The 26,942-nt window shown below is 47.3% G+C and carries 25 protein-coding genes and 1 pseudogene; 3 read left to right on the forward strand and 23 right to left on the reverse strand.

The window, feature by feature from the left end:
* Positions 1-109 precede the first annotated feature (109 nt).
* The 10 genes from proB to AACV78_RS01635 all read right to left on the reverse strand — a co-directional run bounded on the left by proB (position 110) and on the right by AACV78_RS01635 (position 10,373).
* Positions 110-1,219 (reverse strand): glutamate 5-kinase, encoded by a 1,110-nt coding sequence (proB, locus tag AACV78_RS01590; protein WP_194008477.1) that lies wholly within the window; start codon positions 1,217-1,219, stop codon positions 110-112.
* Between the two features lie 358 nt (positions 1,220-1,577).
* Positions 1,578-2,099, reverse strand: coding sequence for a YqeG family HAD IIIA-type phosphatase (locus tag AACV78_RS01595; RefSeq protein ID WP_194008478.1), 522 nt, complete (start codon positions 2,097-2,099; stop codon positions 1,578-1,580).
* A 141-nt stretch (positions 2,100-2,240) separates the two neighbouring features.
* Positions 2,241-3,365 carry an endolytic transglycosylase MltG gene (gene mltG / locus AACV78_RS01600; RefSeq protein WP_194008479.1) on the reverse strand — a complete coding sequence of 375 codons (1,125 nt, stop codon included), beginning with the start codon at positions 3,363-3,365 and terminating at the stop codon, positions 2,241-2,243.
* 377 nt (positions 3,366-3,742) lie between these two features.
* Positions 3,743-4,318 (reverse strand): DUF3727 domain-containing protein, encoded by a 576-nt coding sequence (locus AACV78_RS01605; protein WP_194008480.1) that lies wholly within the window; start codon positions 4,316-4,318, stop codon positions 3,743-3,745.
* A 29-nt stretch (positions 4,319-4,347) separates the two neighbouring features.
* Positions 4,348-4,512 (reverse strand): hypothetical protein, encoded by a 165-nt coding sequence (locus AACV78_RS01610; RefSeq protein ID WP_194066471.1) that lies wholly within the window; start codon positions 4,510-4,512, stop codon positions 4,348-4,350.
* A 107-nt stretch (positions 4,513-4,619) separates the two neighbouring features.
* Complete coding sequence (ruvX, locus tag AACV78_RS01615; protein ID WP_194008482.1) at positions 4,620-5,087, reverse strand: Holliday junction resolvase RuvX; 468 nt, start codon at positions 5,085-5,087, stop codon at positions 4,620-4,622.
* A 227-nt stretch (positions 5,088-5,314) separates the two neighbouring features.
* Complete coding sequence (locus AACV78_RS01620) at positions 5,315-6,646, reverse strand: GNAT family N-acetyltransferase (RefSeq protein WP_194008483.1); 1,332 nt, start codon at positions 6,644-6,646, stop codon at positions 5,315-5,317.
* Positions 6,647-6,970: 324 nt separating this feature from the next.
* Positions 6,971-8,152, reverse strand: coding sequence for a F420-0:Gamma-glutamyl ligase (locus AACV78_RS01625; protein WP_194008484.1), 1,182 nt, complete (start codon positions 8,150-8,152; stop codon positions 6,971-6,973).
* A 214-nt stretch (positions 8,153-8,366) separates the two neighbouring features.
* Entirely contained in the window at positions 8,367-9,455 is a 1,089-nt protein-coding gene (locus AACV78_RS01630; protein WP_194008700.1) for a flagellar assembly protein H, read from the reverse strand.
* A gap of 183 nt (positions 9,456-9,638) precedes the next feature.
* A complete protein-coding gene (locus AACV78_RS01635) occupies positions 9,639-10,373 on the reverse strand; it encodes an SIMPL domain-containing protein (protein WP_194008699.1) in 735 nt (244 codons plus the stop codon).
* A gap of 170 nt (positions 10,374-10,543) precedes the next feature.
* Here AACV78_RS01635 and AACV78_RS01640 point away from each other — a divergent pair, with 170 nt between their 5' ends.
* Together AACV78_RS01640 and pcrA are read left to right on the forward strand one after the other, a co-directional pair.
* A complete protein-coding gene (locus tag AACV78_RS01640) occupies positions 10,544-10,927 on the forward strand; it encodes a YkvA family protein (protein WP_194008698.1) in 384 nt (127 codons plus the stop codon).
* 266 nt (positions 10,928-11,193) lie between these two features.
* The gene (gene pcrA / locus AACV78_RS01645; RefSeq protein ID WP_194008697.1) at positions 11,194-13,542 is read left to right on the forward strand and encodes a DNA helicase PcrA; all 2,349 of its coding nucleotides are present in this window, start codon (positions 11,194-11,196) and stop codon (positions 13,540-13,542) included.
* A 177-nt stretch (positions 13,543-13,719) separates the two neighbouring features.
* Here pcrA and AACV78_RS01650 read toward each other — a convergent pair whose 3' ends face one another.
* From AACV78_RS01650 to AACV78_RS01685, 8 genes and pseudogenes are all read right to left on the reverse strand, one after another.
* Entirely contained in the window at positions 13,720-13,920 is a 201-nt protein-coding gene (locus tag AACV78_RS01650) for a hypothetical protein (protein WP_194008696.1), read from the reverse strand.
* On the reverse strand, positions 13,917-14,261 hold the full coding sequence (locus AACV78_RS01655; RefSeq protein WP_194008695.1) for a hypothetical protein: 345 nt from the start codon (positions 14,259-14,261) through the stop codon (positions 13,917-13,919). Before AACV78_RS01655 ends, AACV78_RS01650 begins: the two co-directional genes overlap by 4 nt.
* 268 nt (positions 14,262-14,529) lie before the next feature.
* On the reverse strand, positions 14,530-15,861 hold the full coding sequence (locus AACV78_RS01660) for an FGGY-family carbohydrate kinase (RefSeq protein ID WP_194008694.1): 1,332 nt from the start codon (positions 15,859-15,861) through the stop codon (positions 14,530-14,532).
* Positions 15,862-16,068: 207 nt separating this feature from the next.
* Positions 16,069-16,281: a type II toxin-antitoxin system HicB family antitoxin gene (locus tag AACV78_RS01665; RefSeq protein WP_339383423.1), complete on the reverse strand. Its 213-nt coding sequence runs from the start codon at positions 16,279-16,281 to the stop codon at positions 16,069-16,071.
* Positions 16,282-16,566: 285 nt separating this feature from the next.
* Positions 16,567-17,058 (reverse strand): annotated as a pseudogene (locus tag AACV78_RS01670) (protein kinase domain-containing protein); the annotation flags it as partial.
* Between the two features lie 417 nt (positions 17,059-17,475).
* On the reverse strand, positions 17,476-19,311 hold the full coding sequence (gene ilvB, locus AACV78_RS01675) for a biosynthetic-type acetolactate synthase large subunit (RefSeq protein WP_194008693.1): 1,836 nt from the start codon (positions 19,309-19,311) through the stop codon (positions 17,476-17,478).
* Between the two features lie 357 nt (positions 19,312-19,668).
* Entirely contained in the window at positions 19,669-20,199 is a 531-nt protein-coding gene (locus tag AACV78_RS01680) for a hypothetical protein (RefSeq protein WP_194008692.1), read from the reverse strand.
* Positions 20,196-21,494 (reverse strand): MFS transporter, encoded by a 1,299-nt coding sequence (locus AACV78_RS01685; RefSeq protein ID WP_194008691.1) that lies wholly within the window; start codon positions 21,492-21,494, stop codon positions 20,196-20,198. Before AACV78_RS01685 ends, AACV78_RS01680 begins: the two co-directional genes overlap by 4 nt.
* 348 nt (positions 21,495-21,842) lie before the next feature.
* Here AACV78_RS01685 and AACV78_RS01690 point away from each other — a divergent pair, with 348 nt between their 5' ends.
* A complete protein-coding gene (locus AACV78_RS01690; RefSeq protein ID WP_006633346.1) occupies positions 21,843-22,181 on the forward strand; it encodes a P-II family nitrogen regulator in 339 nt (112 codons plus the stop codon).
* A gap of 111 nt (positions 22,182-22,292) precedes the next feature.
* Here the strand turns inward: AACV78_RS01690 and rdgB are convergent, their stop codons facing one another.
* From rdgB to AACV78_RS01715, 5 genes are all read right to left on the reverse strand, one after another.
* Complete coding sequence (gene rdgB / locus AACV78_RS01695; protein ID WP_194008690.1) at positions 22,293-22,883, reverse strand: RdgB/HAM1 family non-canonical purine NTP pyrophosphatase; 591 nt, start codon at positions 22,881-22,883, stop codon at positions 22,293-22,295.
* A 30-nt stretch (positions 22,884-22,913) separates the two neighbouring features.
* Positions 22,914-23,177 carry a hypothetical protein gene (locus tag AACV78_RS01700; protein ID WP_194008689.1) on the reverse strand — a complete coding sequence of 88 codons (264 nt, stop codon included), beginning with the start codon at positions 23,175-23,177 and terminating at the stop codon, positions 22,914-22,916.
* 20 nt (positions 23,178-23,197) lie between these two features.
* Complete coding sequence (locus AACV78_RS01705) at positions 23,198-24,622, reverse strand: phosphoglucomutase/phosphomannomutase family protein (protein ID WP_194008688.1); 1,425 nt, start codon at positions 24,620-24,622, stop codon at positions 23,198-23,200.
* Positions 24,623-24,893: 271 nt separating this feature from the next.
* Entirely contained in the window at positions 24,894-25,628 is a 735-nt protein-coding gene (folE, locus tag AACV78_RS01710) for a GTP cyclohydrolase I FolE (RefSeq protein ID WP_194008687.1), read from the reverse strand.
* Positions 25,629-25,832: 204 nt separating this feature from the next.
* Positions 25,833-26,558 carry an SDR family oxidoreductase gene (locus AACV78_RS01715; RefSeq protein WP_194008686.1) on the reverse strand — a complete coding sequence of 242 codons (726 nt, stop codon included), beginning with the start codon at positions 26,556-26,558 and terminating at the stop codon, positions 25,833-25,835.
* Between the last annotated feature and the right edge of the window lie 384 nt (positions 26,559-26,942).

Raw genomic sequence — 26,942 nt, forward strand, 5'->3', positions numbered from 1 at the left:
AGATTGTTGGTGCCAATAAATCTGCGATGGGGCGGGCGGGTTTTGCCTTTATTTTGTCGCTTTTTTCTGAGATGTTCAGCTAAACCCGCCCCGACAATTAATGACTTACTTAAACTATTACTAAATTGTCTCGGTGTACGGCTGTTTCTACGCCTGCGTAGCCTAAAATTTCTGCAATTTTATCGGACTTGCATCCCTGAATTTGTCTCAGTTCTAAACTGCTATAATTCACAAGTCCTCTGGCAATTTGTTTGCCTTCTCCGTCGCACAACTGCACGGAATCATCTGCTTGAAACTCTCCTTCTACTTGAGAAATTCCGGCAGCTAACAGCGATTTTCCGCCGTGGGAAATTGCTTTGACAGCACCCGCATCTAAATACAGTTTTCCTGCGGGAATTAGCACGTTGGCTATCCAGTGTTTGCGAGCGTTTACTGGGCGAGGTTGCGGCTCGAATTGAGTGCCGATCGACTCTCCGTTAAGTATTTTCTCGATATTACCAGGAAAACAGCCGTCTGTGATGACTGTCCGCACTCCCGATGCTGTGGCGATTCTGGCTGCTTCAATTTTTGTTAGCATTCCGCCGGTTCCCCAACCGCTGCGGGAATCTCCTATTTTGATCTGCAATTCTGTGAGCTGTGCCATACTTTGGACTAGGGCGATCGGCTGCGCGTCGGGATTGCTGCGCGGATCGGCAGAATACAGCCGATCGACATCTGTGAGCACGAACAACCAATCTGCTTCTACCAAACTCGCTACTAGCGCCGAAAGCGTGTCGTTATCACCAAATTTGAGCTCGTCTATCGCTACTGTATCGTTCTCGTTGACGATCGGAATCACGCCCAACTTCAGCAGTTGCCCAAAGGTATTGCAAGCGTTAACATAACCGTTGCGCTGCACTAAATCGCCCCTAGTGAGCAATACTTGGGCGATCGGCTGTTGTAGAGTAGTAAACAAGTCATCGTACACGCGCATCAGCCGCCCTTGGCCCACGGCGGCCACAGCCTGTTTCATAGCGATATTTCGCGGGCGTTCCGTCAAACCCAAGCGCGCGCAACCCACGCCCACCGCACCGGAAGAAACCAAAACTACTCGATGGCCGCTCTGCCGCAAACCTGCTAATATTTCGACTAATGCAGCAATAGTTGAGAGAGCTAAGTTTCCGGTAGTCGATCGAGTCAGTGTCGAAGTTCCTATTTTAATAACAATAGTTTGAGTCATTTCTTATTTGTTATTTGTTGTTTGTTGTTTGTTATGACAATGAGAGCTTTTTTATTTAATTGCGATCGAGTTCCCAACTGCCTATTCATAAACAATATTTTAGATTAATTACTAATATACCTCTCCAATAACTATTGTGGAACAGGCAGGATGCCTGTTCCAAACAGGCTTTTTATGATATGTCTAATCACTGATGATACCAAATCCGGGTAATAGATGATTCGGCGGTTGAAACCCCGTCTGCAAAAACGATGTCGGCAGAAGGCCGACTGGTTCATAAGGGATATCCAAAACCCGAATTTGGTATGACTGCTAACTACTAACCTATGCCCTATGCCCGGTTTGGCCTATGCCCAATTTAATCTTTAATTTTCAGAGTTGCCCCCAAAGCTTGAGAAACCCACACTTCAAAAGAGCGCACCGGATATTTGCGAAGCGCGTAGCCAGCATCAATCATTGGCTCGACTAAAATAGTAAACATACCCAAACGATTGCCGGCCAAAACATCCGTAAAAAGTCGATCGCCCACCATCGCCACCTGTTCCACCGGCAAATTCATCGCCGTCACAGCTTTTCGCAACTTGCGGCGCGACGGTTTAGCAGCACCAGTAATGTAAGGTAGATTCAACGACTCAGCAATTCGACCGATCCGAGTCTGACTTAAATTATTGCTCGCCAACCACAGCGATACTATCGGTTTAATTTCTTCCACCCACACGCTGAGTTCGGGAGAAGCATTCATTGCTGTCATGGGAACGAGAGTGTCGTCCACATCCAAAACTAATCCTTTAATCTGATATTCCTGAAGAATATCTGCAGTTAAATTTACGATCGAATTGCCTAAAACTAAGTCAGGCTGTAATAGTTTACCCCAAGTCATAATGATTTTAGAGTTGAGATTTTAGATTTTAGATTCAGAAATAAGAAATTGGAAGTTAAGGATTAAAAAAGTAAAAAATCTCCAGCAAGCATTATTGCTTTTGCTTTGTTACTTTTTACTTTTGTATTAGTTTTTGCCAATCTATTGACCCGATCGCACTTTTTGGTCAACTTGAGCCACAGCAGCATTGTGTTCGGCCAGGGTGCGGCTGAAAATGTGAGTGCCGTCGTACCGAGCCATAAAATACAGATATTCCGTATTTTCAGGAGCCAGAGTAGCTTCCAAACTGGCAATTCCCGGAGATGCGATCGGAGTTGGCGGCAGCCCTACATTGATATAAGTATTGTAAGGAGAAGGCGTTTCCACCTGCTTAAAAGTCAAAGGCTTCTCCTTAGTTTGCCTGATGCCGAGGGCATATTCAACTGTAGGATCGGAACCCAAGGGCATATTGTTTTTCAGACGGTTATTGAACACGCCTGAAATGCGATTGCGCTCGCTCGCCACCACAGCTTCTTTTTCCACAATACTCGCCAGCGTCACCCACTCTTTCAAAGAAAACTTAGTATTGTTCTGATTTTTTTGATAGACGGGCAAAGCTAACCGCTCGAAACGATCGAGCATTTGCTTGATGACAGCTTCCGGGCTAATTGCATCGCCGTCTAGCTGATAAGTATCCGGGTACAAAAACCCTTCCAAATGAGGCAAGCCGCTGGGTAGCCAAGGGTACTGAGCGTAGGGAACTTGACTCGCCGCCGCCATAAAATCCTTAGCCGGGAAAAAACCTTGGGCTTCAAAATAAGCGCTCATTTGTTGCATCGACCACCCTTCGGGAATCGTGAAACTCTGCTGTGCGACTTCGCCATTCCAAATTTTCTCAGCAACCGCACTCAGAGGCTGAGTCGCCGACAGTTGGTAAGTTCCGGCTTTAAAACCTCCGTTGCGGTTTTGCATTGTCAGCCAGCGGGCCCACATATCCCATGCTCCTGCAGATCGAATTAAGCCCGCGGCTTCCAAATCCTGCCCGATTTGTTGACTGGAAGTACCGGGGGGAATTTGGATGGAAACAGCAGCAGCATCTCCCGAAGAATTTGAGGTTTCAGCGATTTTAGGAGCGGCCGAAGCCCAGCTCCACCAAGCCCAGCCCTGCCAAGCGCAAACACCCCAAATAGCCGGCAGCAACACCAGATAAAACAACCATTTTGAAAGTTGCGGAGCAGCTTTTCGGCTCTCAGACTCGCTGCTTTTTGTCAGTTGTTCTTTGCTCATAGTGCGTTGTCCTCGATAAGCGCCAATTAATTAACGACTAATGACTAACTCTCTGCGATTGTTGACCGAAAGTCAGGGATGCAGCCTGTTCGATCCACCCAAAAACTGATATAAGCCCCCGAGTTCAGTCGTGGAGAGACTAAAATTTTAGACAAGAGTTCAACATCCCAGATTCACCTAGCTGCAAGTAAATCTAAAATCTAAAATCTAAAATCGACGCTCCGCAACCATATTCACGTCTCAATTCAACACCCTGAGCCGACAGGGCAGAAGGCACAATCTCGAAAAAGTTCGATCGGGCAAGCAGTTAAATTCTAATCATAAGATAATCAAAAATTCTGCTTTTTGCCGTCAGGTCTTCTGCCTGCAATCAATATCTAATCAAGCTCGTCAAAAAACTGGTCTTCTAGCATCGGCAACATCGGTTCGAGCCTTTGGAACTCTTCTTCCGAGAGCAATTCTGGCTCGCCGTCATCATTGATGCGAGCCAAGATAAAGAACGGATCGAGAGGAGTATAAATGGCATATTCCTGTTCTTCGTGATAGAAGCTTGTCAGCCACATTAGTTCCTCGAAATCCGACTCTTCATCGGGATCGGTATCCGGTGCCATCTCCTCGTCGGGAAATTCTGGCAATTCGCCAACTACAGTCAGCGTCACCGCCGTGCGCCGGAGTGTCAAGTTCTGCTCTTGCAGCACAACTTGAGCAATATCAAAAATTTTGTCAATTTCGGTCTCGTCTTCTACAGGAATTGCGGCTTCGTCGCTTTCGTCTCCGTGCCAAGTAAAAATTTCTACTGGAGAGTCGATCGGAATCAGCAAAGCATATTCTTGACCTTCTAGGTTCATCGAATGCTCTATGTTGCAAGTCAGCGATCGCCCGAATTCATCCGTCAGGGTGACGGACTCTTCGTTGGAACTGCCATTCTCTTTGCGGTTTGGGGATGAGGACATCGCGTGTATCTTAATTTTCCGTCAATTATTCAGTAATTTGTGCTTGACAATGGGGAGTTTTCGTGGCGATATTCTGGCGGCGCGGGCGATCGCCAGCCCACAAGTTTAAACTGCGAGACTCGCGGCATTTTCCACGCGGAGAGTGCAGCGTTTAAATTTCTGTCTAATCCAGAGCGATACTGAGGACAAATCACAATTTTGTGCTGCTTCAGTACCGAAGGGTACAGCGAAATTTTCTCAAGTATGTCAACGGTTACAGGTGTGCCTAGCAAACTTGCACAACTAGGATATCACGGCTTTGTTAAAAGCTATCACGATTGGGAACAGGGGCGATATTTTGTCTTCTCATATCCAACCACCGCTGCAAAATCAGGGCTGCTGCTTTGCGATCGATCGAACCCTTATTTCGGGAAGGCGACATTCCTTGTGCTTGAATCAATTCCTCTGCCTCAACCGAAGTCAGGCGCTCATCTACGTATTCTAGGGGGAGCTCTAAGGCCTCGGCGATGCGGCCAGCATATTTCTGCACTTGTCGCGCTTGATTGCCCAATTCTCCGTTCATGGAGTAGGGCAAGCCTGCAACCAAAATTTTCACTCCGCGCGATCGGACGAGTTCTTGCAGGCAAGCTACGTCGCGATCGAAGGACGATCGCACTAGAGTAGTAATCCCCGTAGCGATTAAACCTGTGCCGTCACATCCGGCGATGCCGACTCGTTTGCTGCCGATATCTAATCCGAGGGCACTAATCCATAATTTTTCGTTGGACATTATCGATGGATTTTAGATTTTAGATTTACTGTTTTTTGGCGGACACAATTTTATTTAACGAACCGCGAAGGCGCAAAGAACGCGAAGGAATTAAGAGAAGAAAGTAAGAATATGATAGGTAATCTTAGGTTGATATCAATCAAAAGCAGAAGGGAATTTGTGTAAATATGACAGAAAAAAAGTAATTTTTTTTCTGTTTTCTACCTTCTACCTTCTGCTTTCAATTGTTAAGAATTGAGTTCTCCTGGCGCGCCGCCGTCTTGAGGCAATTCCGGCAAATTCAGAGGCAAAATGCTGTTTGCATCTGTTGCTGCTGATTCGGAATTTTGACCGTTCAAGGGGTTAATTCGATCGGCTTTACCGTTTCCTGAGTCCGACAAAAACGGTTTAATCTCTGAGGACGCGGGCCCTGCTGCGGCTTCCCCAGCCATCGGGCCTAGCCAGGACATCCGACCCGGTACTGGTTTGCGAGTTGGTTGGAAGCTCTGCAACATTTCTGATAGTTGGAGTCCTTCGAGGGAGACTAACTTTGATTCGCGCAGTTTGTGCCATACCGATCGAGACATCAGCAAGCTGTGTTCCACGCGCACGGCTCCAAATTGCTCTAAATAAGCTTCGCGTTCCGGTTGATAGTCGGCGGAAGCTAGTTGCAGGCTTTGAACGGGGAAGTCTTGAACGAGTCGCGCCATCTGGGATAGCAGTTCTGGGTACAGCCAAGTGTAGGCCGGGTGTACGGTCAACTGGGCGACGTGCGGCGCTTGGCCGTTGCGGGATAGCTGCACCTGAAAATAGCCGATCGCGGCTTTCCGCTGCGGTTCAAACACGTAACCGCTGACTACTTCTGTTTTCGCCAGCCATTGTCTGGCACCTTCGACTAAAGCGCCGAAAAAACTGGTTTTGAAGTCTTGAATGTGCCGATCGAATACTTGGCGCACCAAGGGCGGCATCGATGCGGTATCGAGTTGATACAGCAATTGAGCGTCCGCGTTGCTGACCGGCAGCAGGTTGGGCAAATCTGGCGTTGAGTTTGCCATGAATTGCAGGCGTTCTGGGGCGATCGTCCAGTAAGTCATCTGCGCCAACGGCTGAAACCCGTTCTGCCGGTACAAAGCCAGGGAGTTTTTGTCGCCGACGTTCACCTCCAACAGCCACGTCCGCGCCTCCCAGATTGCCTCAAAGCAGTACCGCAGCAGCATGGAACCAATGCCTTTGCTGCGGGCTTCTGGGTCTACTCCGATGCGATCGATCCGCCAAGTGCTGCGGGTGCGGTTGAAAGGAGAAATCTGAATTATGCCCTTAACTTTCCCCTGTTCTTCAGCAACGTGGGCCCTAAACAAAGACTGACAAGGGTTGGGAAACAAGCTAAGCAGCTTTAGCATTCCGTACCAGCGACGAATCTGCTGCAATTTTTTACCTAGTACCAAGTCGCAGCTTGCACCCTTGCGTTTTTCTGGTTGTTCGGCTGTTTCCGCGCACAGTTGTTCCATCGCCTCGATGTCGCGGTACTGAAACGGGCGAATCACAACCTGGTTTTGGTTTTGAGAGGTAAATGAAGTCATAGCACGAAAGTGGGGAATGGAAGTTTTTAAATAAAATTTCAGAAAGGGGAAAAGTTAGGGAAGTTTTGAGTTTTGAAGGCGTTAATTTTGCGTTCAAAACTTAGAACCTGTTCGGGGACGCGACCTACAAAGAAACCGGGTTTTTTACTCTTTCTGTGGGTTACTGCGAAGGAAACGCTTTTAAAAAACCGGTTTCTGGCAGCCCGTGCGTCCGCGAACTAAAAACTTTTGATGCTTCTCCCTTTCTCGATCGAGCGAAAATTAAAAATTTCAAATCATCTTTTTTTAATTTTTAATTTGAATTTTTAATTTTCAGTTTTAAAATCAAGATTTCTGTGGCAGAGGTCGAATCAATACGACCGGTGTTCGCTCGTCAGCATTCCCGGCGGGGTTGCTTCGCAAGGCTTGCTCTAAAAATGTTACCGATAAATCGGAGGTCGCTGCTAATATCTTAACTGCTTTCAAGTCATTGGCGTCTACGATCGCCGCCGCAAGTCCAGTTTCTCGTTGAATTTCTTCTACAACTTGCTGGGGATTGTCCGGGCCAAGCACAATAAATTGGTCGAAGGGAGGCAAAGTCCCGGTAACGTCGTCGATTAGCCTTGCTTGTTCCCCTGCTAGTTGGTAAAAGACTCCCGGTTTACCGAATATTTTAGCTACAGAGCCGATCGCAAATGCTGCGACTACGCGCCAAGGCCCAACTACATCCACCAAAGTTTGCATTCCGCAAGCTGTGGCCAAACTCGACATCGGCAAGAAAAACAAACAAACTCGCTTTGCTACCCATCCGGGTTTAACTTCGCTGGGGTGGTGGTAGCGTCCCTGCATCAAAGCTAGGGGAGTTTCTGCAAGGGCGACAATATCGCCTTTCTGGGCGCGCGGCAGCACGTAGCGCTTGACAATTTCGACGGGATCGTCTAGTTCTGCCAGTATGTGGGTGCGAATCGGCAAAACTTCGGCAACTCCGACATTGCGGGCGACGGGTACGGTGTCCGAGTTGGGAAATTGCAGCGGGACTACGACGTTGCGGATTTTGGGGATGCGCCCGCCCGGGCCGTAGGTGACGAAGTGTACTTGCACCCAAGCTGACTGCAATTTGGTTAAATCTTGCCCTTGAATGTCTACAGAAACTTTAATTTTGGTGTTTTGTTGGGCTTTTACAATATAGCCGAACCAGTAATCGTCCGATCGGGCTTTTGCGTCTTTGTGACAAGGAATCACTTTTGTCTGGAAAGTCACGCCATCCAAACTTGCGTCTGACAGCAGTTTCACCTCTGCGCGCACTTCCGGCAACATCACCTCGAACCGCTGTGTCAGGTTGCGGAATTCCATTTCCCCGACTAAAAGATAGCGATTGGGTTCGTTTATGGCTAAGTGCCATTCTCCGGCTGTAAGTTCTAGTTTATTTGCACTCCCAGTCCGGCGATAGTTCAACTCTAGGCCCAATCCGCCCAATGCTAGCAGCGAACCTGCTGCTGCGATTCCTGTTGCTAAACTCTCAATCACTCAAATCACCGCCAATAATATTTTGTGTTTACTGTAGTCGATATCGGGTACTTCGCGATCCGATCCGGCAGTAATTGGAAGTTGTGGGGGTTGTTGGGGGCGGGGTTGGGAGTGGGATGGGCGCGATCGAAATAGATTTTTCGGATGACTTGCACGGGATGGCGGGAAATTCGGGTAGACTTTATGACTGCCCGAACAAATCTGATCGCGGTTTTTATTCCAACCTTGCTCTCACTTCATCAGCCGACAACTGAGGCAATTGTTCGACAAACAATGTCAATTCATCGACAGGCATTGCTAATAAATTGGTAAGGGCAGCAGGCAGAATATCCTCCAATTCATTTTGGCGCATTCTCAAGACATTTTCTGCCAATAATCTCACCGCTTGTTGTCTTCCTGCTTCATCCACTGTCAGCATGGATATTGCCAGCAACAGCACTGTAAATTCCGCAGCGGGCAACTTTGATATTGGAGATAAAAAAGCTGTCATTTTCGAGTTGACTTCTCCAAATCGCACTTGCAGGAAATTCTCTAAAATTAAGCGCTGTTGTGCTTGCCTGCCTTGTTCTAATCCTTGTTCTAATCCTTGTTGTTGTGCGGCTTCTAACTGTTCTCTAAAAAGTGATGGGATCGCCATAATTAACTCCCGCTCTTCTGGCTGTAACTCTTGTTCGGTATCGGTTACTAAGTTTGACTGTAACTGATACAGCAATTCTAGCGCGATAATCCGTAACGGATCGTCGGTTGCTAAAGAGCTCAGTTCGGCGATCGCCCTTTGCTGCACTTTTCCTTTGCCTAAAATCCTCAGCCACAACGTTTCGGGAGTTTCGGGCAATTGGTGAATCACCACCATTGCCGATTTCAAATGCCTCGGCAAAAAATAAATGCCATCGAGCCAATCATCCGGCTTGGGTATCGCGCCAAAACCCTCCAGCAGTGCTTTCGACGCTGTAGGTGTCAAAATCCACAATAAGGGCAGCTTAGCATCGTCGTAGCGAGTATTTTCTCTTCTGGCTTGTCGCTCCAATTCACCCCGCAAATCCCATAACTTACTCATACAGCTAATGACTTCGCCGACAGTTGCTGCATTGCGAAACGGTTCAAAAATTGCCGCCGTATCAGCCATTTTTCCCAACAATCCTAAAGTTGCTGAGTATTCGGGAATTACAGTGCTGGGAATGAAATAAACATCGATTTCTCGGACTTCGGCAGTAACATCATGCCCGATATTCACCGTTCCGATGGGAGACAGCAGTTCTGTCAACAAGTCTTTGGCAAAGCGATCGTGAATAAATCGCGTCATAAAAATTTAGTTTCATATTTTACGATTAAATTTTATCAGGTTGCTGTCAGATATTTAAGATATTTTATCTGACAACCAGCACGCAAACATAAAACCATCAAACACTCAGATACCCGACTTTTTCAAGAAGTCGGGTATCTAACAGATATCGCATTTTACGTTCATTTAGAATGCAAGCTGCAATCAATATGCAATTTGTAAAGTCACAGAAGCATCTACCTCCTGTTCGCCTCCCACCACAGGCGTTGCAGCATTAGCATCAGCCTTAGCAGCAAATTGGCGGTACACGGGAGCTGGCGCGCTCGCATTGTTGACTTGAATGCTGAGAATTTCTCCCCGTTTGAGGTTGAGCGCGCTCAAGACTGCATCCGCTTGCGATTGAGCGTCTTGAGTGGCTTTTTTGAGTGCTTGTTTTTGAGCTTGTTCGATCGCGCTTTCGGCGGCCACAAAACTCACACCTTGAATGCGCGTTGCTCCGGCGTTCACCGCATCGTCGAGCAAAGTGCCTGCAGATTCAGTATTAATCCGAAAAGTGACGGTATTCGTCGCCGTATAGCCCGTCAAGCGCTGCTGGTTGTTTTCGTAGCTGTAATTCGGGCTGAGGGTAATGCCGGCAGTTTCGAGTTTTTCTACTTGGCGCGATCGCAGCAACTCTACCACAGCGGACGATCGCCTCGCCGCTTCCTGCTGCACCGCAGTCGCCGTTTTCCCCTGCACCTCAACACCCAGCCGCACTTGGGTTTTAGTTGTAGGAATCGCTTCCACACCCCGCCCGGTAACAGTCAGCGTTCTGATCCGCTGTTCTTGAGCCACCGCCGGGTCTAACCTCACAAAACTCACGAAAGTTAACGTTAAACACAACGCTGTTAACAGACTGCGGAAATTATTTCTAGTACCGCGCCGCAAATTTGAATTCATAACTTTGATTATCCTCACATACAACAGATGCTATATTTTACTTTGCCACTGAAATTGCTAAATATCCGGCTTGTTACATTTTTGGCAACTAAAAAAAATATTAGTCATTAGTCATTAGTCATTAGTCATTAGTCATTAGTGATTGGTCATTAGTCATTAGTTATTACTATATGCAATCCTTAAAACAAGTGGCCCGCCGACTCAAAAAAGAGACTTACGCTGTTTATTTAGCCAGTACAGACCCGAGAGTACCTTGGTACGCCAGAATTTTAGCAGGTCTTACGGTTGCCTACGCTTTTAGCCCGATCGACTTAATACCCGATTTCATACCAATTCTCGGCTACTTGGACGATTTGATAATTGTACCTTTGGGAATTTGGCTGGTACTGAAGATGATTCCCCCACAGGTTTTAGCCGAGTGTCGGGAAAAAGCCGCTGCTGAAATAGAGCGAGAAAAACCGATAAATCGGGCTGCGGCTGCTATAATTATTGTTATTTGGATTGGCTTGGGAATATTAGCTGCAATTTCGATCAAACAAATATTTAAACATTAGAATACCTGGCGGTTGAAACCGCGGCTGTACAGACAAAACCCGGATGGTGCGCGGGTTGAATAATAGGCGGTGAAAATTATGTTTTACCTTATTCTCTCTTCGTCCGCGCACCATCCGGACATCGTTTGTGTAGACGCGGTTTCAACCGCCAGGTATTCATGATATTATGTTATGGGGCGATCGCACTTAACCTTAAAAAAACTCGCGGCATCACATACCAAGTATTATTTATCCCTTAAAAAAATCCAACAACTAACCATCCAACGATGACTCAAACTACTACCGATCACCTCAGCCACCTCAACCCATCCCAGCGCCAAGCAGTCGTCCATTACAACGGGCCGCTGTTAGTAGTAGCGGGGGCTGGTTCGGGGAAAACCAGAGCTCTAACTTACCGCGTAGCAAACTTAGTTCGCACCCACCGAGTCGATCCCGAAAATATTCTGGCGGTGACATTTACGAATAAAGCCGCTAGAGAGATGAAAGAAAGAATTGAAAAATTGCTGGCTACTCAGCAAGCTGAAGCGGAATATGGGAAACCTTTGGCAGATTTAGCGCCGGATGTGCAAACCAGATTGCGATCGCAAATTTACCACAGAATTACCAAACAGATTTGGATGGGGACTTTTCACTCTCTGTGCGGCCGGATTCTCCGCTACGATATTGAGAAATATCAAGACGAAAAAGGCCGCCAATGGAAGAAGAACTTTTCGATTTTTGATGAGTCAGATGCTCAAAGTCTCGTCAAACAAATTGTTACCAAAGTCCTCAATTTAGACGATAAGAAATTTGACCCGCGCAAAGTCCGCTATGCCATCAGCAACGCTAAAAATCAAGGTTGGTCGCCTCAAGAATTCCTCGCAGCAGAACCGGATTACCGAGGGCGGGTAATTGCGGATGTTTACAGCCGCTACCAAGATGCTTTAGCCGCCAACAACGGCTTAGATTTTGACGATTTAATTCTAGTTCCGGTTAAACTCTTATCCCAAAACGAGCAAGTATTAAGTTATTGGCATCACAAATTCAGACATATTTTAGTTGATGAATACCAAGATACGAACCGCACTCAATATGATTTGATTCGGATGTTGGTCACAAATAATGTTGACCCGAAAGAGTTTGATAAATGGCAAAATCGCTCGATTTTTGTGGTGGGCGATGTCGATCAATCTATTTACAGTTTTCGGATGGCTGATTATACCATTTTGCTGGAATTTCAAGAGGATTTCGGCGATGGTTTGTCGGACGAAAAAACTCAGACGATGGTCAAATTAGAGGAGAATTATCGATCGCGCGAAAACATCCTGGAAGTCGCCAACCACTTGATCGAACACAATACCGAACGCATCGAGAAAGTTCTGCGCCCGACTCGCGAACCCGGAGCTCCGATTGTGGTATGGCGCGCCGACAATGAATTAGAAGAAGCGCAATTTGTAGCCGGTCAAATTCAGTCCCTGAAGCGCCAAAATTCCGAATACGAACACGGGAGTAACTTTGCGATTCTCTACCGCACCAACGCTCAATCTCGTTCCTTTGAAGAAGCGTTAATGTACTTGGATATTCCCTACAATATTGTCGGCGGCCTGAAGTTTTACGATCGCAAAGAAATCAAAGATATCCTAGCATACCTGCGGGCGATCGCCAATCCCGACGATAGCGTCAGCCTCAAACGCATCATCAACACTCCCCGCCGCGGCATTGGCGACACGACATTTGGTAAAATCGAAGACGCTGCAACTCAATTAGGTATTCCGCTGTGGGAAATTCTCAGCGACGAATCTTCTGTAAATACTCTAGCAGGGCGATCGGCAAAAGCTATAATTAAATTTGCCGCCATGATTGGTAATTGGCAACAAAAACTTGAAACTACGCCCGCGTCGCAAATTGTCCAAGGAATTATCGAAGATTCTGGTTACATTGACGATTTGAAAAATCAAGGAACCGAAGAAGCAGAAAATCGCATTGAAAACGTGCGAGAATTGTACAACGCAGTGCTGCAATTTGAAGAACAAAACGAAGAACCGACGCTAACATCATTTTTAGCAAAAGCATCCTTAGCATCCGATTTAGATGATTTGAAAGAAGACGATTCCCGCGTGTCGCTGATGACGCTGCACTCAGCCAAAGGGTTAGAATTCCCCGTAGTATTTTTAGTCGGAATGGAACAGGGTTTATTTCCCAATTTCCGCAGTTTAGATGACCCGAAAGCAGTTGAAGAAGAACGCCGTTTGTGCTATGTCGGCATCACTCGCGCCCAAGAATTGCTATTTCTCACCCACACTCGCGAACGCCGCCTCTGGGGAGGATACCGCGAACACTGTACGCCTTCGCTATTCTTGGGCGAATTACCGACACATTTGCTGGCTGGAAGTGCGAAGAAAACTAAGACTATGAAAACTGCTGCATCCCAGGGAAAAACTAATAATTCAGCCGCCCATTCTGGGAGTTCTCCATCAGAATGGAAAACGGGGGAACGGGTTTTTCATCATGCTTTTGGAGTTGGAGAAATTACCCACGTTTTGGGAGTGGGCGATAAAACTAATCTGGCAATTAAGTTTAAAGGTTTGGGGCGCAAAATCATCGATCCGAGGACGGCCAAGTTGCAGCGAGTGTAATAGAAAAGACTCCAAGAATACCCGGCGGTTGAAACCGCGTCTGTACAGGCAAAACCCGCCTCTGCAGGTTGAAGAATGGGCGGTAAAAATGGCGGTAAAAATTACATTGTTTTCTTCAGTCTGCGGAGGCGGACATTGTTTGACAAGATGCGGTTTCAACCGCCGGATTTTCTTCTATTATTCGATTACCTGAGATTCCACACGCCTGTATTTACCAGCCAAACGTTCTCGACGCTGGCGGCGGTTGTCAGCTTCAAATATAGCGATTAATTCATCCAGGTTTAGAGTCAAAGCGTCCAACTGTTGGCAGACTTCACGCATCTTTTCAACGTGTCGCTTTCTGGTTTCAGCGTCGGGGATTCTAGGTTGTTGATTCATGGCAAATTCCAATCTATTTTGATTTCTCGGATAGTTGCTTCTGAGGCATCGACAGCCGCCTCTGTTTGTTCTATCGTTCTATACAGAAAGTTTAACGTATCCGCAGTCGCAGCGGGTTGAGATTCTGCTACCTGCTGCAAAAGCCTGTACAAACGATTGTAAGGGTTTCTCAACCTTTCCTTAACATTATCTAGGGATTCTAGTTCGGGGAGTGTTGCTTCTGTCTCGCCAAACTGCTGCATTAAAATATATTCTGTGGCGGTTGTTTCGTTGAGGATTTCCACTAGCCGCCGCTGTAATGTGAAAATTGTGTTCAGGATGTCATCAGGTAGCTTTGCCATTGTCCTTGATTTTTAGGAATAACAACTTAACACAATATAGCAGAATGTTTGTTTCCTCCCATTTGAGTTTGAATCAAGAGCGATAGCCATCCCAATTTACCACATTTAAACCTAACTAAAAGCATTCAGGGTAAGCTGTTCAGCATTTAAACTGTATGCCAAAAAACAATAAAAATCTTGTGGGGTGGGCTTCTAGCCCGCCCTGAACATACAATTTAAATGTCCGACAGATTACCAGCATCCATATCGATCCGTGAGGTCGCTTTCTTCAATCCTTTAATCTAAAATCGATCGCACTTCGCATCGCCAAAAGCGCAACTCCATAAGCAGCCGCAGTCTGAACAGGAGTTTCCACCGGCACTTTCAAATAACGTTTTCTAATCGCACTCCAAACCGGATTTTTTGCGCCGCCGCCAGCAGTATAAACCTTTGTCAAAGGTGTTGCACCCAACTCCTGCAATAATTGATATCCCCGCGCTTCAATCCGCGCGATACTTTCTAGCAAACCGTGCAGGAATTCCACAGAATCAGCGGGACGCGGTTCGAGTCTGGGCGCTAAATTCGGGTCATTAATTGGAAAGCGATCGCCCTTTTTCAACAATGGGTAATAATCCAGCAAACTCTCTTGTTCGGGATTAATTTGTGTGCTACAATCAGCTAATTCAGCATCAGTAAAAAAGTGTCGCAGCACCGCACCTCCGGTATTAGAAGCGCCTCCAACCAACCACAAATCGCCTAATTTATGGCTGTAAATCCCGTATCGAGAATCATCTACGCGGGTATGACTTAACAGTTTGACGGCTAAAGTAGAACCGAGAGAAGTTACTGCTTCTCCTGGTGAATTGACACCGCTTGCTAAAAATGCTGCAATGCTATCGGTTGTGCCGGCACAAACTGTACAATGGCGGGGAAATCCGAAGCGACTCCTCACTTCATCTTTAACTTCCCCCACAGGCGTGCCCGGTGCGACAACTTGTGGCAATTTAGGCGTTGCAGCGCCGGCAATTCCCTGGATCAGCCAATCGGGATAGCACAAAGTATCAACATCGAAACCGAGTTTTAAAGCATTGTGATAGTCGCTAATTCCTAATTTTCCGTGCAGCAAAAATGCCAGCCAGTCAGCTTGATGCAGGAAATAAAGCTTCTCAACAACAGGCAAGATGCCTGTTCCACAAAGATTGAATTGTGTTGTGGGGTGGGCTTCTAGCCCGCCCTCCTGCCACCAGAGGAGTTTTGCCAGACTGGATGTAGCGCTTAATACTGTGTGGTTATCCGGGGCGATCGCCCGCAACGTCTCTGTCACGGCTGCACCGCGCGCATCGTTGTATAAAATGGGTTCGCATACGGATATACCGTCAGTATCGCACAGCATGACTGTGGAAGATGTGCCGTCAAGGGCGATCGCCCTTACCTGATTGCGGATTGCTGGGGGGATTTGCTCAATTACAGCCGAGAGTGCATTTTGCCACACCGAGGGCAATTCCGACTGTCGATCGTTAGCAAAAGTGTATTCTGTCTCGCAATGGATTGTACCCTGGGAGTCGATGATTGTCGATCGCGCGCCCGTAGTACCGAAATCTATTCCCAAATAAAGATTCATTGATTACTCCCGCGAATTTTTCTATATCTCAGAAACCGGGTTTTTTTACGAAAATCTTTCGCTGTCACCCACAGATTAGGTAAAAAACCCGGTTTCTTTGGCCTTAGCGCGTAAGTTCACGGCTTAAGCATGGGGGCTAGAAACCCGGTTTCTACGAGTTTTGCGTTGAGTGACGAGAAATATAGCAAGAAACCGGGTTTCACCAGATTATCGTGCTTCTACATATTCACAAAGCGTAGTTGGTTGGGGAATCGGTAAACCTTCTTCTCGCAATCCTTCTAAGTGAAATTCGATCGCTTCTTTAATTTGCTGCTGTACTTCCGCAAGGGTAGCGCCTGTGGCTGCACATCCGGGTAAATCTGGTGGATATGCTGAATAGTTATTGGGTGTTTTTTCAATGACAATGGCATAACGCATCATTTTATCTCGAATTTAGAGTAAATTAAGATTTACGCACTGACCAAAGAAACCGGGTTTTTACCGAATCTGCTGACTGCAACCAAATATTTGGCAAAAAACCCGGTTTCTGAACCCTAAACAGTTTGTGTTAGCCAATTGCTACGATCCGAATTTCGCAAGTCTGTTGTTTGAAGAGTGATATCAAAGCGTAATATCAAATCCTCTCTTCATCGGAATAGTAAATTCACTGTTAACAGTTAACAGTTAACTGTTAACATCCTGTATGAGTGCAACCGGAATTGATATGATATCTCGGTGAATAACTTGGCGAGAGTGAATGAACTCGAATACTGGCAGTAAATTATTAAGTAAATTGCGAATCTGCGTTTCGGTAAAATATCCCTTAGATTTTAGTGTTTGGGCTAAATTTTCACCGTCGATGAATTCTTGGACTAAATACTGCCGTTCATCTTGACTAAAATATGCTAATAATTCAGGAATTTGAGAGTGTTTACCCAACTGTTCGAGGCGGACTGCTTCAAGCTCAAATAACTCAGCAGCTTTCTGGATACTAGAAGCGCCTTGAAATTGGGGATAAAATTGTTTAATAACACAGGGTGGTTGTGAGGGTTTATACTCGTCAACAGCTAGAAAAGTGCGCCCAAAGCCTCCTTGTCCAATGATTTTTTGGGCTCGGTAGCGATCGCCCAATAGCAGTTTATTCCCACATTCGTGACAGAATTTTGTATAGCCAGACGGGTTTTGGAATAGGCAATCAGGGTTTAGACACTGGCTCATAAAATATGCTTATAAATTATAGATTAAAGCTCTTGATGGGATGCCAGCGGAGATGGCTTTAAATGTGGAACAGCAGAGTCAGGTAAAGAGACGGCATTGCCGATATGTGTCAACTTAAGTCTGAAACCTTTGTATCTCTCGCTGTTATCCGAGGCAAGATCCCCCTAAATCCCCCTTAAAAAGGGGGACTTTGATCGGACTATTGTCCTCGTTAACTTAAACCCGAAAACCTTTGTATCTCTCGCTGTTATCTGAGGCCAGATCCCCCTAAATCCCCCTTAAAAAGGGGGACTTTGAGAAGATTCTTGTCCCCCCCTTAGCAAGGGCGGCTAGGGGGGTTCTAGGCCTTAATCACCAGATAGCTATCTGTGACTACGTTTAACCTTAAATTGACACGAATGATTGCCGTGTCCCTAATTAAACTTTTGTCCCGCACTCAGGACAAAACTTATTGATCGAAACATTCTTCGCGCCGCAACTCGGACAATAAATCAACTCTGCCGATGGCAACGTGCTGCGTTCCGGCAAACCAACCATTTGAGCGTTACTTTTGCCCGGAACTACCATCGGATAGCAGTTTTCGTCCCTCGTCACCTTCACGTTCATCAGCACAGGGCCGTCGTGAGCGAGCATTTGGGCGATCGCACCCTCCAACTCATCCGGCCGCGAAACCTGCATCCCCTTCACGCCATAAGCTTCAGCCAGCATCGCAAAATCCGGCATCCCCACAGTCATGTTCGACGACGAATAACGCTCGCCGTAGAAAGCCTGCTGCCACTGCCGCACCATGCCCTGCCAGCCATTATTTACAATAACAGTCTTGACATTAATGCCGTATTGTGCTAATGTTCCCAGCTCTTGAATATTCATTTGGATGCTAGCGTCGCCAGCAATACAAATGACTTGCTCGTTGGGTAGCGCCATTTTCGCGCCCATCGCCGCCGGCAGCCCAAAACCCATCGTTCCCAAACCAGCGCTGGAAATCCAGCGGCGCGGCCCGTTGTTTAAGAATTGAGCCGACCACATTTGATGTTGGCCGACATCCGTCGTGTAGTAAGCATCCGGCGCTTGAGTAGCCAACTGAGAAATCACCTCTTGCGGAGACAAAATGTCGGGGTAGTGGGGTACAACTAACGGATAATCTTGTTTCCAGCGATCGATCCTGTGCAGCCATTCCGCAGTTTGTCCGGGAGTACCCGAAACACCTGTTTCCCGACAGCGGCGCAGCAAATCCATCAAAACTTGCCGGACATCTCCGACAATCGGCACCTCCGGGCCGCGATTTTTACCTACTTCCGCCGGATCGATATCGATGTGAATCACCTTCGCGCGGGCGGCAAACTCGTCTAATTTGCCCGTGACGCGATCGTCAAACCGAGCTCCTACAGCCACCAGCAAATCGCACTCGGTAACGGCAAAATTAGCGTAAGCAGTGCCGTGCATCCCCAGCATTTTCACCGACAAAGGATGTTTTTCGTCAAAAGCGCCTTTCCCCATCAGCGTTGTCGTGACAGGTAATTGGAACATCTCGGCGAGTTCCTTAATTTCTTCGTGGGCCCCGGCTGCGATCGCCCCGCCGCCCACATAAAGCAAAGGACGCTTCGCTTCCTTCAGCAAATGGATTGCTTGATTAATTTGCCGGGGATTTCCCTTGACTGTCGGGCGATAGCCAGGAATTCTCACCGATCCGGGTTCTACCGGCAGATACTCAAACTCTTCTAAACCGACATCCTTGGGCACGTCAATCAACACCGGCCCCGGCCGCCCCGTACTCGCGATGTGGAAAGCTTCAGCCACAATTCGGGCCATGTCTCTCGGGTCGCGCACTACATAGGAATGCTTGACAATGGGCAGAGTAATGCCGTAAATATCAGTTTCCTGAAACGCATCAGTGCCGATCGCCGGACGGGGAACCTGACCGGTCACAATTACCATCGGGATAGAATCCATGTGGGCCGTCGCAATCCCCGTCACCAAATTAGTTGCACCGGGCCCGGAAGTCGCGAAACAAACCCCAACTTTTCCGGTAGCGCGGGCGTAACCGTCGGCGGCGTGGGCAGCACCTTGCTCGTGGCGTACCAGAATGTGATCGATCGCCCCTGTTTCTTCAGCCCGGTATAGTTCGTCGTAAAGTGGCAAAATTGCGCCGCCGGGATAACCGAAAATATGCTTGACACCGTGGCGGATCAAGCTATCGATTAAAGCAAATCCACCCGTTGCACGCTTGACGGCTACTTTAGTTTTTAATTGCACTGATTTTTTTACCTCCAACTAACTATGAATTTTAATGAAAGCTTTGATACTACTTTAATCTCTACGATCGAACTCTGGTAGTTCACCGGCGGATATTTTACAAAAAGTTTCGCGCTGGGGCGGTGTGCGATCGTCCGATCGCAAAATTGTGGAACAGCAGAGGCAGAAAAGAAATAGAAGAAATCGCGGTTTCTATGCCGGTTTACCGCGATCTGACGCTATAGGGCATTGGGCATTGGGCCGAAGGGCTCTAGCGTTGCGGAGGGATGGGGCATTGGGCATTGGGCATTGGGCATTGGGCCGAAGGGCTCTAGCGTTGCGGAGGGATTGGGCATACCTCACCACGCGATCGAACCGCTATATGTTAGAGATCGATCGCCAAAAGAAAGCCATCTTCCTTCTTCCTTCTCCCCTCTTCCATCTTCCTTCTTCCGACGGACTTACATCCGTTACATCCGTTACATCCCGTACATTGCTCGTTGCCGAACTTCCTTCTTCCGACGGACTTACATCCGTTACATCCGTTACATCCGTTACATCCCGTACATTGCTCGTTGCCGAACTTCCCTCTTCCGACGGACTTACATCTGTTACATCCGTTACATCCCGTACATTGCTCGTTGCCGAACTTCCTTCTCCCCTCTTCCTTCTTCCCTCGAACCTCGAACCTCTTCCGACGGACTTACATCCGTTACATCCCGTACATTGCTCGTTGCCGAACTTCCCTCGAACCTCTTCCGACGGACTTACATCCGTTACATCCGTTACATCCCGTACATTGCTCGTTGCCGAACTTCCTTCTTCCGACGGACTTACATCCGTTACATCCGTTACATCCCGTACATTGCTCGTTGCCGAACTCCCCTCGGACTTCTTGCCAAAGTTCACAGAGCATCCTTTAAGACTTTGCGAGTGTGGTGCCAAGCTACCATGCCCATCACCGAGACCAAAAAGCCCAAACTCAGCAGCACGATCCGCAAACCCAAGTCATCCGATCCCACTACTTTGCTCACAGCATCCGTCAGCGGGCCGGTCACTGCTAAAGGCAAGCTGAGGGCAATGTTAATCGCATTGTTCTCCAAGCCAAAGACTTTTCCGCGCATAGATTCTGGAGTTTTCTCTTGAATCAAAGCTTGCATCGGGCCGTTAATTAAAGAAGCGCCAAAACCGAACAGAGCACTCAAACTAAATCCCAGCCACAACTGTCTGTTAAAGGCAAACATTGCCAACACAAAACCCATCATCAAGAAGCCAAGTAAGGGCAAAGGTTTGTGCTGCATTCGATCGCCCCAGTGACCCAAAAAAGCTGCGCCGAAGACCATTCCGACACCAGCCGCCGCCAGCAAAAAGCCGAATTGAGTTTCTTTAAGACCAATTTTGCCCGAAAGTGCGATCGCCAGAACTTGCAGCGCCGCAAACACCGAATACAAAATCGTCAACTGTACCATCGCGTTGCTAACTAGGTGGTTGTGCTTCAAATAGCGCAAACCTTCCTTAAGGTCTTGCCAGGGATGGACGTGTTTGCTGCTGCCGCCGCCATGATTTTCTTTGATGTGCATGGCATAGATCAAACCTGCAGATATCAGGTACAACCCGCCCAACAAAAACTCTTGATAAGCTGGCCCGAAGCTGTGTTTGACCCAACTAAACAGCGGTTCGCCGATCGTCATCCCGACAATAATTCCGCCCATTGTGGACGAGGCGAACAGAGCATTTGCCGACATCAGTCCCTCTCGCCCGACGGCCAGAGGGATTGCCGCGGCCTCTGCTGGAGCAAAAAATTGCGTTACAGTAGAGACCAAAAACGTAATCGCCAACAACACGACAAAAGTTTTGGGCAAAAACGGCAAAGCTACAATCAACACGGCTCGGATCGCGTTACAGGCAATCAGCATTTGCTTTTTGGAAAAGCGGTCTACCACAATACCGGCCGCGGTACCAAAGAATATCGCCGGCAGCGTGTAGGCGATCATCACCGCTGACAGCATTGAATTTCCCGAATACTCCCCAGAAACCGGCCAGGGTTGGTAGTCGCCGGTTTTCAGCAGAATAATCAGCAATACGTAAAAGATTTTATCCGCCACTTGGGCCAACAACTGGCCCGTCCACAAGGCGAGGAAGGGGCGATTTCTCAGTAGGGCATCAAGCCCGCTGCGGTCAGGGGGAGGGCTGGCTGGGTGCATAGGAATAGTTTAACTGACCGCTTGTAGCAATGATAATTTTCAGCAATACCTGCAAACCTGACACAACAAACTCGAAACGGATGAAAACTCCTGTCTCCTGCGTTCTTTTTCTGTTTTAGCAGATCGCCGGGGGAAGGCTGCGTTCTTTTTTTCTCTAGCGCGATCGACCACAGCCATTACCCGCGCCGGAAAATTCAGACAATGTGATTAAATATTGGCCTGCATTTCATCGCGAGTACAACATACGGTAGTATATTTTACAAAATACTTAATCTTATCAGTGATATTAAAAGATGTCACGCCAGTTAAGTAATATAACGAAGGTACTAAGTGTTAGGAGTGAAAAAATTGAAAAAAGTTGAAGCTATTATTCGCCCCTTTAAACTAGACGAAGTGAAAATCGCGCTCGTCAATGCCGGCATTGTGGGGATGACTGTTTCTGAAGTTAGAGGTTTTGGCCGTCAAAAGGGCATGACTGAACGCTATCGCGGTTCTGAGTACACCGTTGAGTTCTTGCAAAAGCTCAAAGTCGAGATTGTTGTGGAAAACGATCAGGTTGATATGGTGGTTGATAAAATTATCGCTGCTTCCCGCACGGGCGAGATTGGCGACGGCAAGATTTTTATCTCTCCGGTAGAACAAATTATCCGAATTCGGACTGGGGAAAAGAACCTGGAGGCAATCTAGGATACTGGGGAATGGGGCATTGGGCATTGGGCATTATAGCATTGGGCATTGGGCATTGGATAATTGGTACTAATCACAAATAACCAATAACTAATAACTAATGACTAATAACTAATGACTAATGACTAATGACTCCATTTGTGGTAATAGAGCCTCGAATGCTTTGCCGCGGTGGGAGTGCGATCGCTTGATATCCGTTGTCATTTCGGCAAAAGTCTGCTGCTGTGCCCGCACGTAGAAAATCGGGTCATATCCGAAACCTCCGGTACCGCGAGGACTGTGCAGGATTTCACCTGGGCAAATTCCTTCTACTTGCAGGGCAATTGTACCGTCGGGACGGGCGATCGCGATCGCGCAAACAAATTGTGCTTCCCGGTTTGTTTCGTTTCCCAATTCTTTCAGCAGCCGAGATATCCTGTCAGCATCGCTTGAACCGTAGCGCGCGGAATAAATCCCAGGTTTACCGTCGAGTGCATCCACCATTAAACCAGAATCATCGGCGATCGACCATTCGCCTGTAGCTTTGGCTATTTCAGAAGCTTTCAAGCAAGCATTAGCAATAAAAGTCTCGCCTGTTTCCTCGATTTCCAATTCTTCCGGTTTCAGCCGCAATTCCCACCCCAAATCCTGAAGATAAAGCTGCATTTCTTTGAGTTTACCCGGATTGCCCGTAGCCACAACTAGCAATTTATTATTAGTCATTATTTCTGTTAAAATTTACGGATGGATTTTTTACGAACCGCGAAGACGCGAAGGAAGAGAGAGTTCCCAATTTTGTGGATTTTTTTTTACCGCAGAGGCCGCATAGAACGCAGAGAAGGAGAGGTTTAATATTAATCCATTTGCGTTCATCATGGATTTTTTACGAACCGCGAAGACGCGAAGGAAGAGAGAAGAAGAGAAGAGAGTTTTCCCAATTTTGTGGATTTTTTTTACCGCAGAGGCCGCATAGAACGCAGAGAAGGAGAGGTTTAATATTAATCCATTTGCGTTCATCTGCGGTGGTTTTTATCCGATTAATTCTGCGCCCAAGCTTTCGCCCAGTTTAAGTTTTGCATCACTTCTTTCAATGTGGCTGCTTCTGAATACAACCGCAACACCGGTTCTGTGCCGCTAAACCGAATTAACAGCCAGCTTCCGTCGGCTAAACGGAATTTGTATCCGTCTACTTTGTTGCATTCTACTACTGTTTTGCCGGCGATTTCTGTTAATGGTTGGTTTTGCAGCAAATCCAGCAAGCGCGCTCTTTCTTCCATGTTTGCTAGGTGCAGGTCAATTCTGTCGTAGGCTGAGGTAAACTCTGTTTCTTTTTGCAGTCGGCTGTAAATTTCGCTTAAGTCTTCCCCGGATTTGACGACTGCTTCTAATAAGTACAGGGCTGATAGTAAAGCGTCTCTTTCGGGTATGTGGGTTCCGTAGCCGATTCCTCCTGATTCTTCGCCGCCTACTAGGACTTTGGTGGTTAACATTCGATCGGCTATATACTTGTAACCGATCGGCGTTTCAAATAATGGTAAGCCGTAAAGTTCGGCAATTTTGGGAATGATGTCGGAACCGCTGACGGTTTTGATGACTTCTCCGGTTAACCCGCGCCGTTTTGCTAAATGTTCGATTAATATGGGAACTAGGATTTGTGAACTGAGAAAGTTGCCGCTAGAGTCAACGGCTGCAATTCGATCGCTATCTCCATCAAATACAAATCCCACCGACAAACCGGCATTTTGGCGCTGATGGGTACGCATCATGCGGAACAATTTCGACAGGTAGCGCGGTAATGGTTCTGGTGCGCCGCCGCCAAACAGCGGATCGCGATCGCTGTTGATTTCTTGCACTGTTTCTTCTAATATTTGAGATAATCCTCCTGCTGCAGCGCCGTGCATTACATCTACAAATACTGTAATTTTCCCGGATGCGATCGCATCTTTAATCGCCTCAATATCCACCATTTCCCGCAAGGTTTTGCAGTAAGCCGGCCAAGGATTGAAATTCTCCAATTTTCCGGGAGTTGCTGAAAGTGCGGCCGGATTTTCGAGTTTTGCTTCTATCTGTTGCGTCACTTCGGGCGAAACTGAACCTCCAAATCCGCCCTTGACTTTTAACCCTAAATATGGACCGGGATTGTGGCTGGCTGTCAGGACGATCGCACCTAAAGCATTTAATTGTTTGGCTGCTAAACTGAAAGCCGGAGTGGGGGCGTAGGATTCGCTCAGCAGCACGTCAAATCCGGCGTTTTGGACTGCCTCAGCCGCGTTTTGGGCAAAATCTTCAGCCAAAAAACGGCGGTCGTAACCGACAATTACGGTACCGCTGCTGGCATTATTGCCACTGGTTTGTGCGAGAACTTGTGCTGCTAGGGGAGCTACTAATGCTACGCGATCGAAGGTAAAATCGTCGGCTATAATGCCGCGCCAGCCATCGGTTCCGAATTTAATAGGATTCATTTAGTCAAAAGCCATAGGTCACTCGTCTATTTTATTGGCAGAACGGGCGATCGTCATCTGATTTTAGATTTTAGATCGGTCCTGGACGCACTCCGACAAAGAAACCGGGTTTTTTACCGAATTTACGGTGCGTAACGAAGTATATCGTAAAAAAACCCGGTTTCTGGGCCCCATGTTTGATTACAGCCACCAGGAAAAAAGTGATTGGCTAATGACTAATGACTGATGACTAATGACTGATGACTAATGACTGATGACTAATGACTAATGACTAAAAGAATGCTGGTTGGTGGCGGATCAAATTTAAGAATTCTTCGCGAGTTTTTTGTTCATCTTGAAACACGCCCAACATGGCACTCGTAACCGTCCAAGCACCGGGTTTTTGTACGCCCCGCATTGTCATGCACATATGGCTGGCTTCCATTACTACAGCGACTCCCTGCGGTTCCAATATGGTCTGAACTGCTTCGGCAATTTGGCGGGTCAAACGTTCCTGCACCTGCAAGCGACGGCTGTACATCTCGGCAATTCTGGCTAATTTGCTCAGTCCCACTACTTTTTGGTTGGGAATGTAAGCGATGTGAACTCGACCCATAAATGGCAGCATATGGTGTTCGCACATACTGAATACGCTGATGTCTCGCACCAGTACCATTTCGTTGTGACCTTCGTCAAAGATAGCGCCGTTGAGGAGTTCTTCCAGGGATTGGCTGTAGCCGCTGGTGAGAAACTGCATTGCTTCTGCTACCCGTTTGGGGGTTTTGAGCAATCCTTCCCGTTCGGGGTCTTCTCCTATTCCCAGCAGCATCGTCCGAACGGACTGCATCATTTCATCCATACCTACTTCTGAGGATACGGGTATGTTAGACTCTTGACCGTTGGAAGAATTGCGATCGGGTCTAGTCGTGATGCGCGGGGCGTTGTTGTCTGCGGTTTGTGAAGGTTTCATGCTGTCTGTTGAAATAGAGTTCGAGGTATTTGAGCCGTTGTTCGATGCAATTGTCATAATAATTTCGTGTGAGGAATGAGCTATTTTCAATTTGTGATTTTCGATTGCGATCAAGCTATCAATTTTCGATTGTGATAAAGCTATCGATTTTCGATTTTTGATTGTCGATTGCGATCGATCTATCGATTTTGGATTGGGATCAAGCTATCGATTCAAAGATTGTTGAATTCGATCGCAATTCAGCAGTCTAAAATCTCAAGTTCACAAAACTCCTGCGTTGGACATGATCGTGATTTCTTCAATTACTGCACTTGTCGGCAACTGAACTGCGTGCAGAATTGATTGCGCGACGATTTCAGGGGTTAGCATGGCAGTGCGATCGAAGTCGGCTTGCACGGTGTTTGTGTCCCACATGGGAGTGTTGACAGAACCGGGACATACGACTGTGACGCGAATTCCCCGAGCTCGTTCTTCGGCGGCTAAAGTCTTGGACAAAGCCATGAGACCGAATTTGCTGACGGAGTAGGGCCCCCAGTTGGGGAAAGTTTGGCTGCCTGCGATCGAGGAAACGTTGATGATGATTCCCGATCCGCGATCGCGCATGGACGGCACAACTCCGAGAATGCACTGCCAAACGCTAGTCAGATTGAGGTCGAGAACTCTCTGCCAGTCGGCTAGGGAGGTTTCCGTCAAGGAGCCGGTGTAGCCCATGCCAGCGCTGTTGACCAGGATATCTACGGGCCCGAATTGAGATGCGATCGCGCTGATGCCGCTTTGCACTTGTTCAATTTTTGCCAAGTCTAAGGGATAAGCTTCTGCTTTCACTCCGACTTCTCTGGCCGCTGCTGCAACGGCTTCTAATTTTTCTGACTCTCGGCTAACTAAGGCCAGATTGATGCCCTCGGCGGCGAAAGCCAGGGCCGTCGCTTTGCCAATACCGCTGCTGGCTCCGGTAATCAGAGCCTGCTTTGTTGTTCGATCGTTCATTAAATTTCCTGATACTTTCCCTCGGCAACTCTCGATCGAGCGTTACAGCCTTCTGTGGCAAATTACACAACTGTCGGCTGCGGGTGATAACAGTTAATTATGAGATCGACATTAAGAACTGTTAAGCCGGTGTCACCTGAAAAATTATAACACTGCTGAGAGATTTGCAGATCGTAGTGAGTTTTGATGTCGTGTCCGGTGGATTGACTCAGGGCACGCGCGAACCATTTTTGTTATGGTGATAATCGACCGGAGATGATATTAGTCGCTGGAAGTTAAGAAATTTTAAACTCGTGACTAATAAACGAATCTTCTCAAAGCCTGTAAAGAGCAGGCTCTTTGAGCCTGCTCCACAAGAATTATTGTTTGTGTCTTATAAATCTG

It is taken from the genome of Tychonema sp. LEGE 07196 (genome assembly GCF_963890365.1).
Lineage (GTDB): Bacteria > Cyanobacteriota > Cyanobacteriia > Cyanobacteriales > Microcoleaceae > Microcoleus.

Bases quoted from the DNA above. Each gene is read 5' to 3' on its own strand.
- proB (WP_194008477.1), bottom strand. From the start codon at position 1,219: ATGACTCAAACTATTGTTATTAAAATAGGAACTTCGACACTGACTCGA.
- AACV78_RS01595 (WP_194008478.1), bottom strand. From the start codon at position 2,099: ATGACTTGGGGTAAACTATTACAGCCTGACTTAGTTTTAGGCAATTCG.
- mltG (WP_194008479.1), bottom strand. From the start codon at position 3,365: ATGAGCAAAGAACAACTGACAAAAAGCAGCGAGTCTGAGAGCCGAAAA.
- AACV78_RS01605 (WP_194008480.1), bottom strand. From the start codon at position 4,318: ATGTCCTCATCCCCAAACCGCAAAGAGAATGGCAGTTCCAACGAAGAG.
- ruvX (WP_194008482.1), bottom strand. From the start codon at position 5,087: ATGTCCAACGAAAAATTATGGATTAGTGCCCTCGGATTAGATATCGGC.
- AACV78_RS01620 (WP_194008483.1), bottom strand. From the start codon at position 6,646: ATGACTTCATTTACCTCTCAAAACCAAAACCAGGTTGTGATTCGCCCG.
- AACV78_RS01630 (WP_194008700.1), bottom strand. From the start codon at position 9,455: ATGACGCGATTTATTCACGATCGCTTTGCCAAAGACTTGTTGACAGAA.
- AACV78_RS01635 (WP_194008699.1), bottom strand. From the start codon at position 10,373: ATGAATTCAAATTTGCGGCGCGGTACTAGAAATAATTTCCGCAGTCTG.
- AACV78_RS01640 (WP_194008698.1), top strand. From the start codon at position 10,544: ATGCAATCCTTAAAACAAGTGGCCCGCCGACTCAAAAAAGAGACTTAC.
- pcrA (WP_194008697.1), top strand. From the start codon at position 11,194: ATGACTCAAACTACTACCGATCACCTCAGCCACCTCAACCCATCCCAG.
- AACV78_RS01650 (WP_194008696.1), bottom strand. From the start codon at position 13,920: ATGAATCAACAACCTAGAATCCCCGACGCTGAAACCAGAAAGCGACAC.
- AACV78_RS01655 (WP_194008695.1), bottom strand. From the start codon at position 14,261: ATGGCAAAGCTACCTGATGACATCCTGAACACAATTTTCACATTACAG.
- AACV78_RS01660 (WP_194008694.1), bottom strand. From the start codon at position 15,861: ATGAATCTTTATTTGGGAATAGATTTCGGTACTACGGGCGCGCGATCG.
- AACV78_RS01665 (WP_339383423.1), bottom strand. From the start codon at position 16,281: ATGATGCGTTATGCCATTGTCATTGAAAAAACACCCAATAACTATTCA.
- AACV78_RS01685 (WP_194008691.1), bottom strand. From the start codon at position 21,494: ATGCACCCAGCCAGCCCTCCCCCTGACCGCAGCGGGCTTGATGCCCTA.
- rdgB (WP_194008690.1), bottom strand. From the start codon at position 22,883: ATGACTAATAATAAATTGCTAGTTGTGGCTACGGGCAATCCGGGTAAA.
- AACV78_RS01700 (WP_194008689.1), bottom strand. From the start codon at position 23,177: ATGAACGCAAATGGATTAATATTAAACCTCTCCTTCTCTGCGTTCTAT.
- AACV78_RS01705 (WP_194008688.1), bottom strand. From the start codon at position 24,622: ATGAATCCTATTAAATTCGGAACCGATGGCTGGCGCGGCATTATAGCC.
- folE (WP_194008687.1), bottom strand. From the start codon at position 25,628: ATGACAATTGCATCGAACAACGGCTCAAATACCTCGAACTCTATTTCA.
- AACV78_RS01715 (WP_194008686.1), bottom strand. From the start codon at position 26,558: ATGAACGATCGAACAACAAAGCAGGCTCTGATTACCGGAGCCAGCAGC.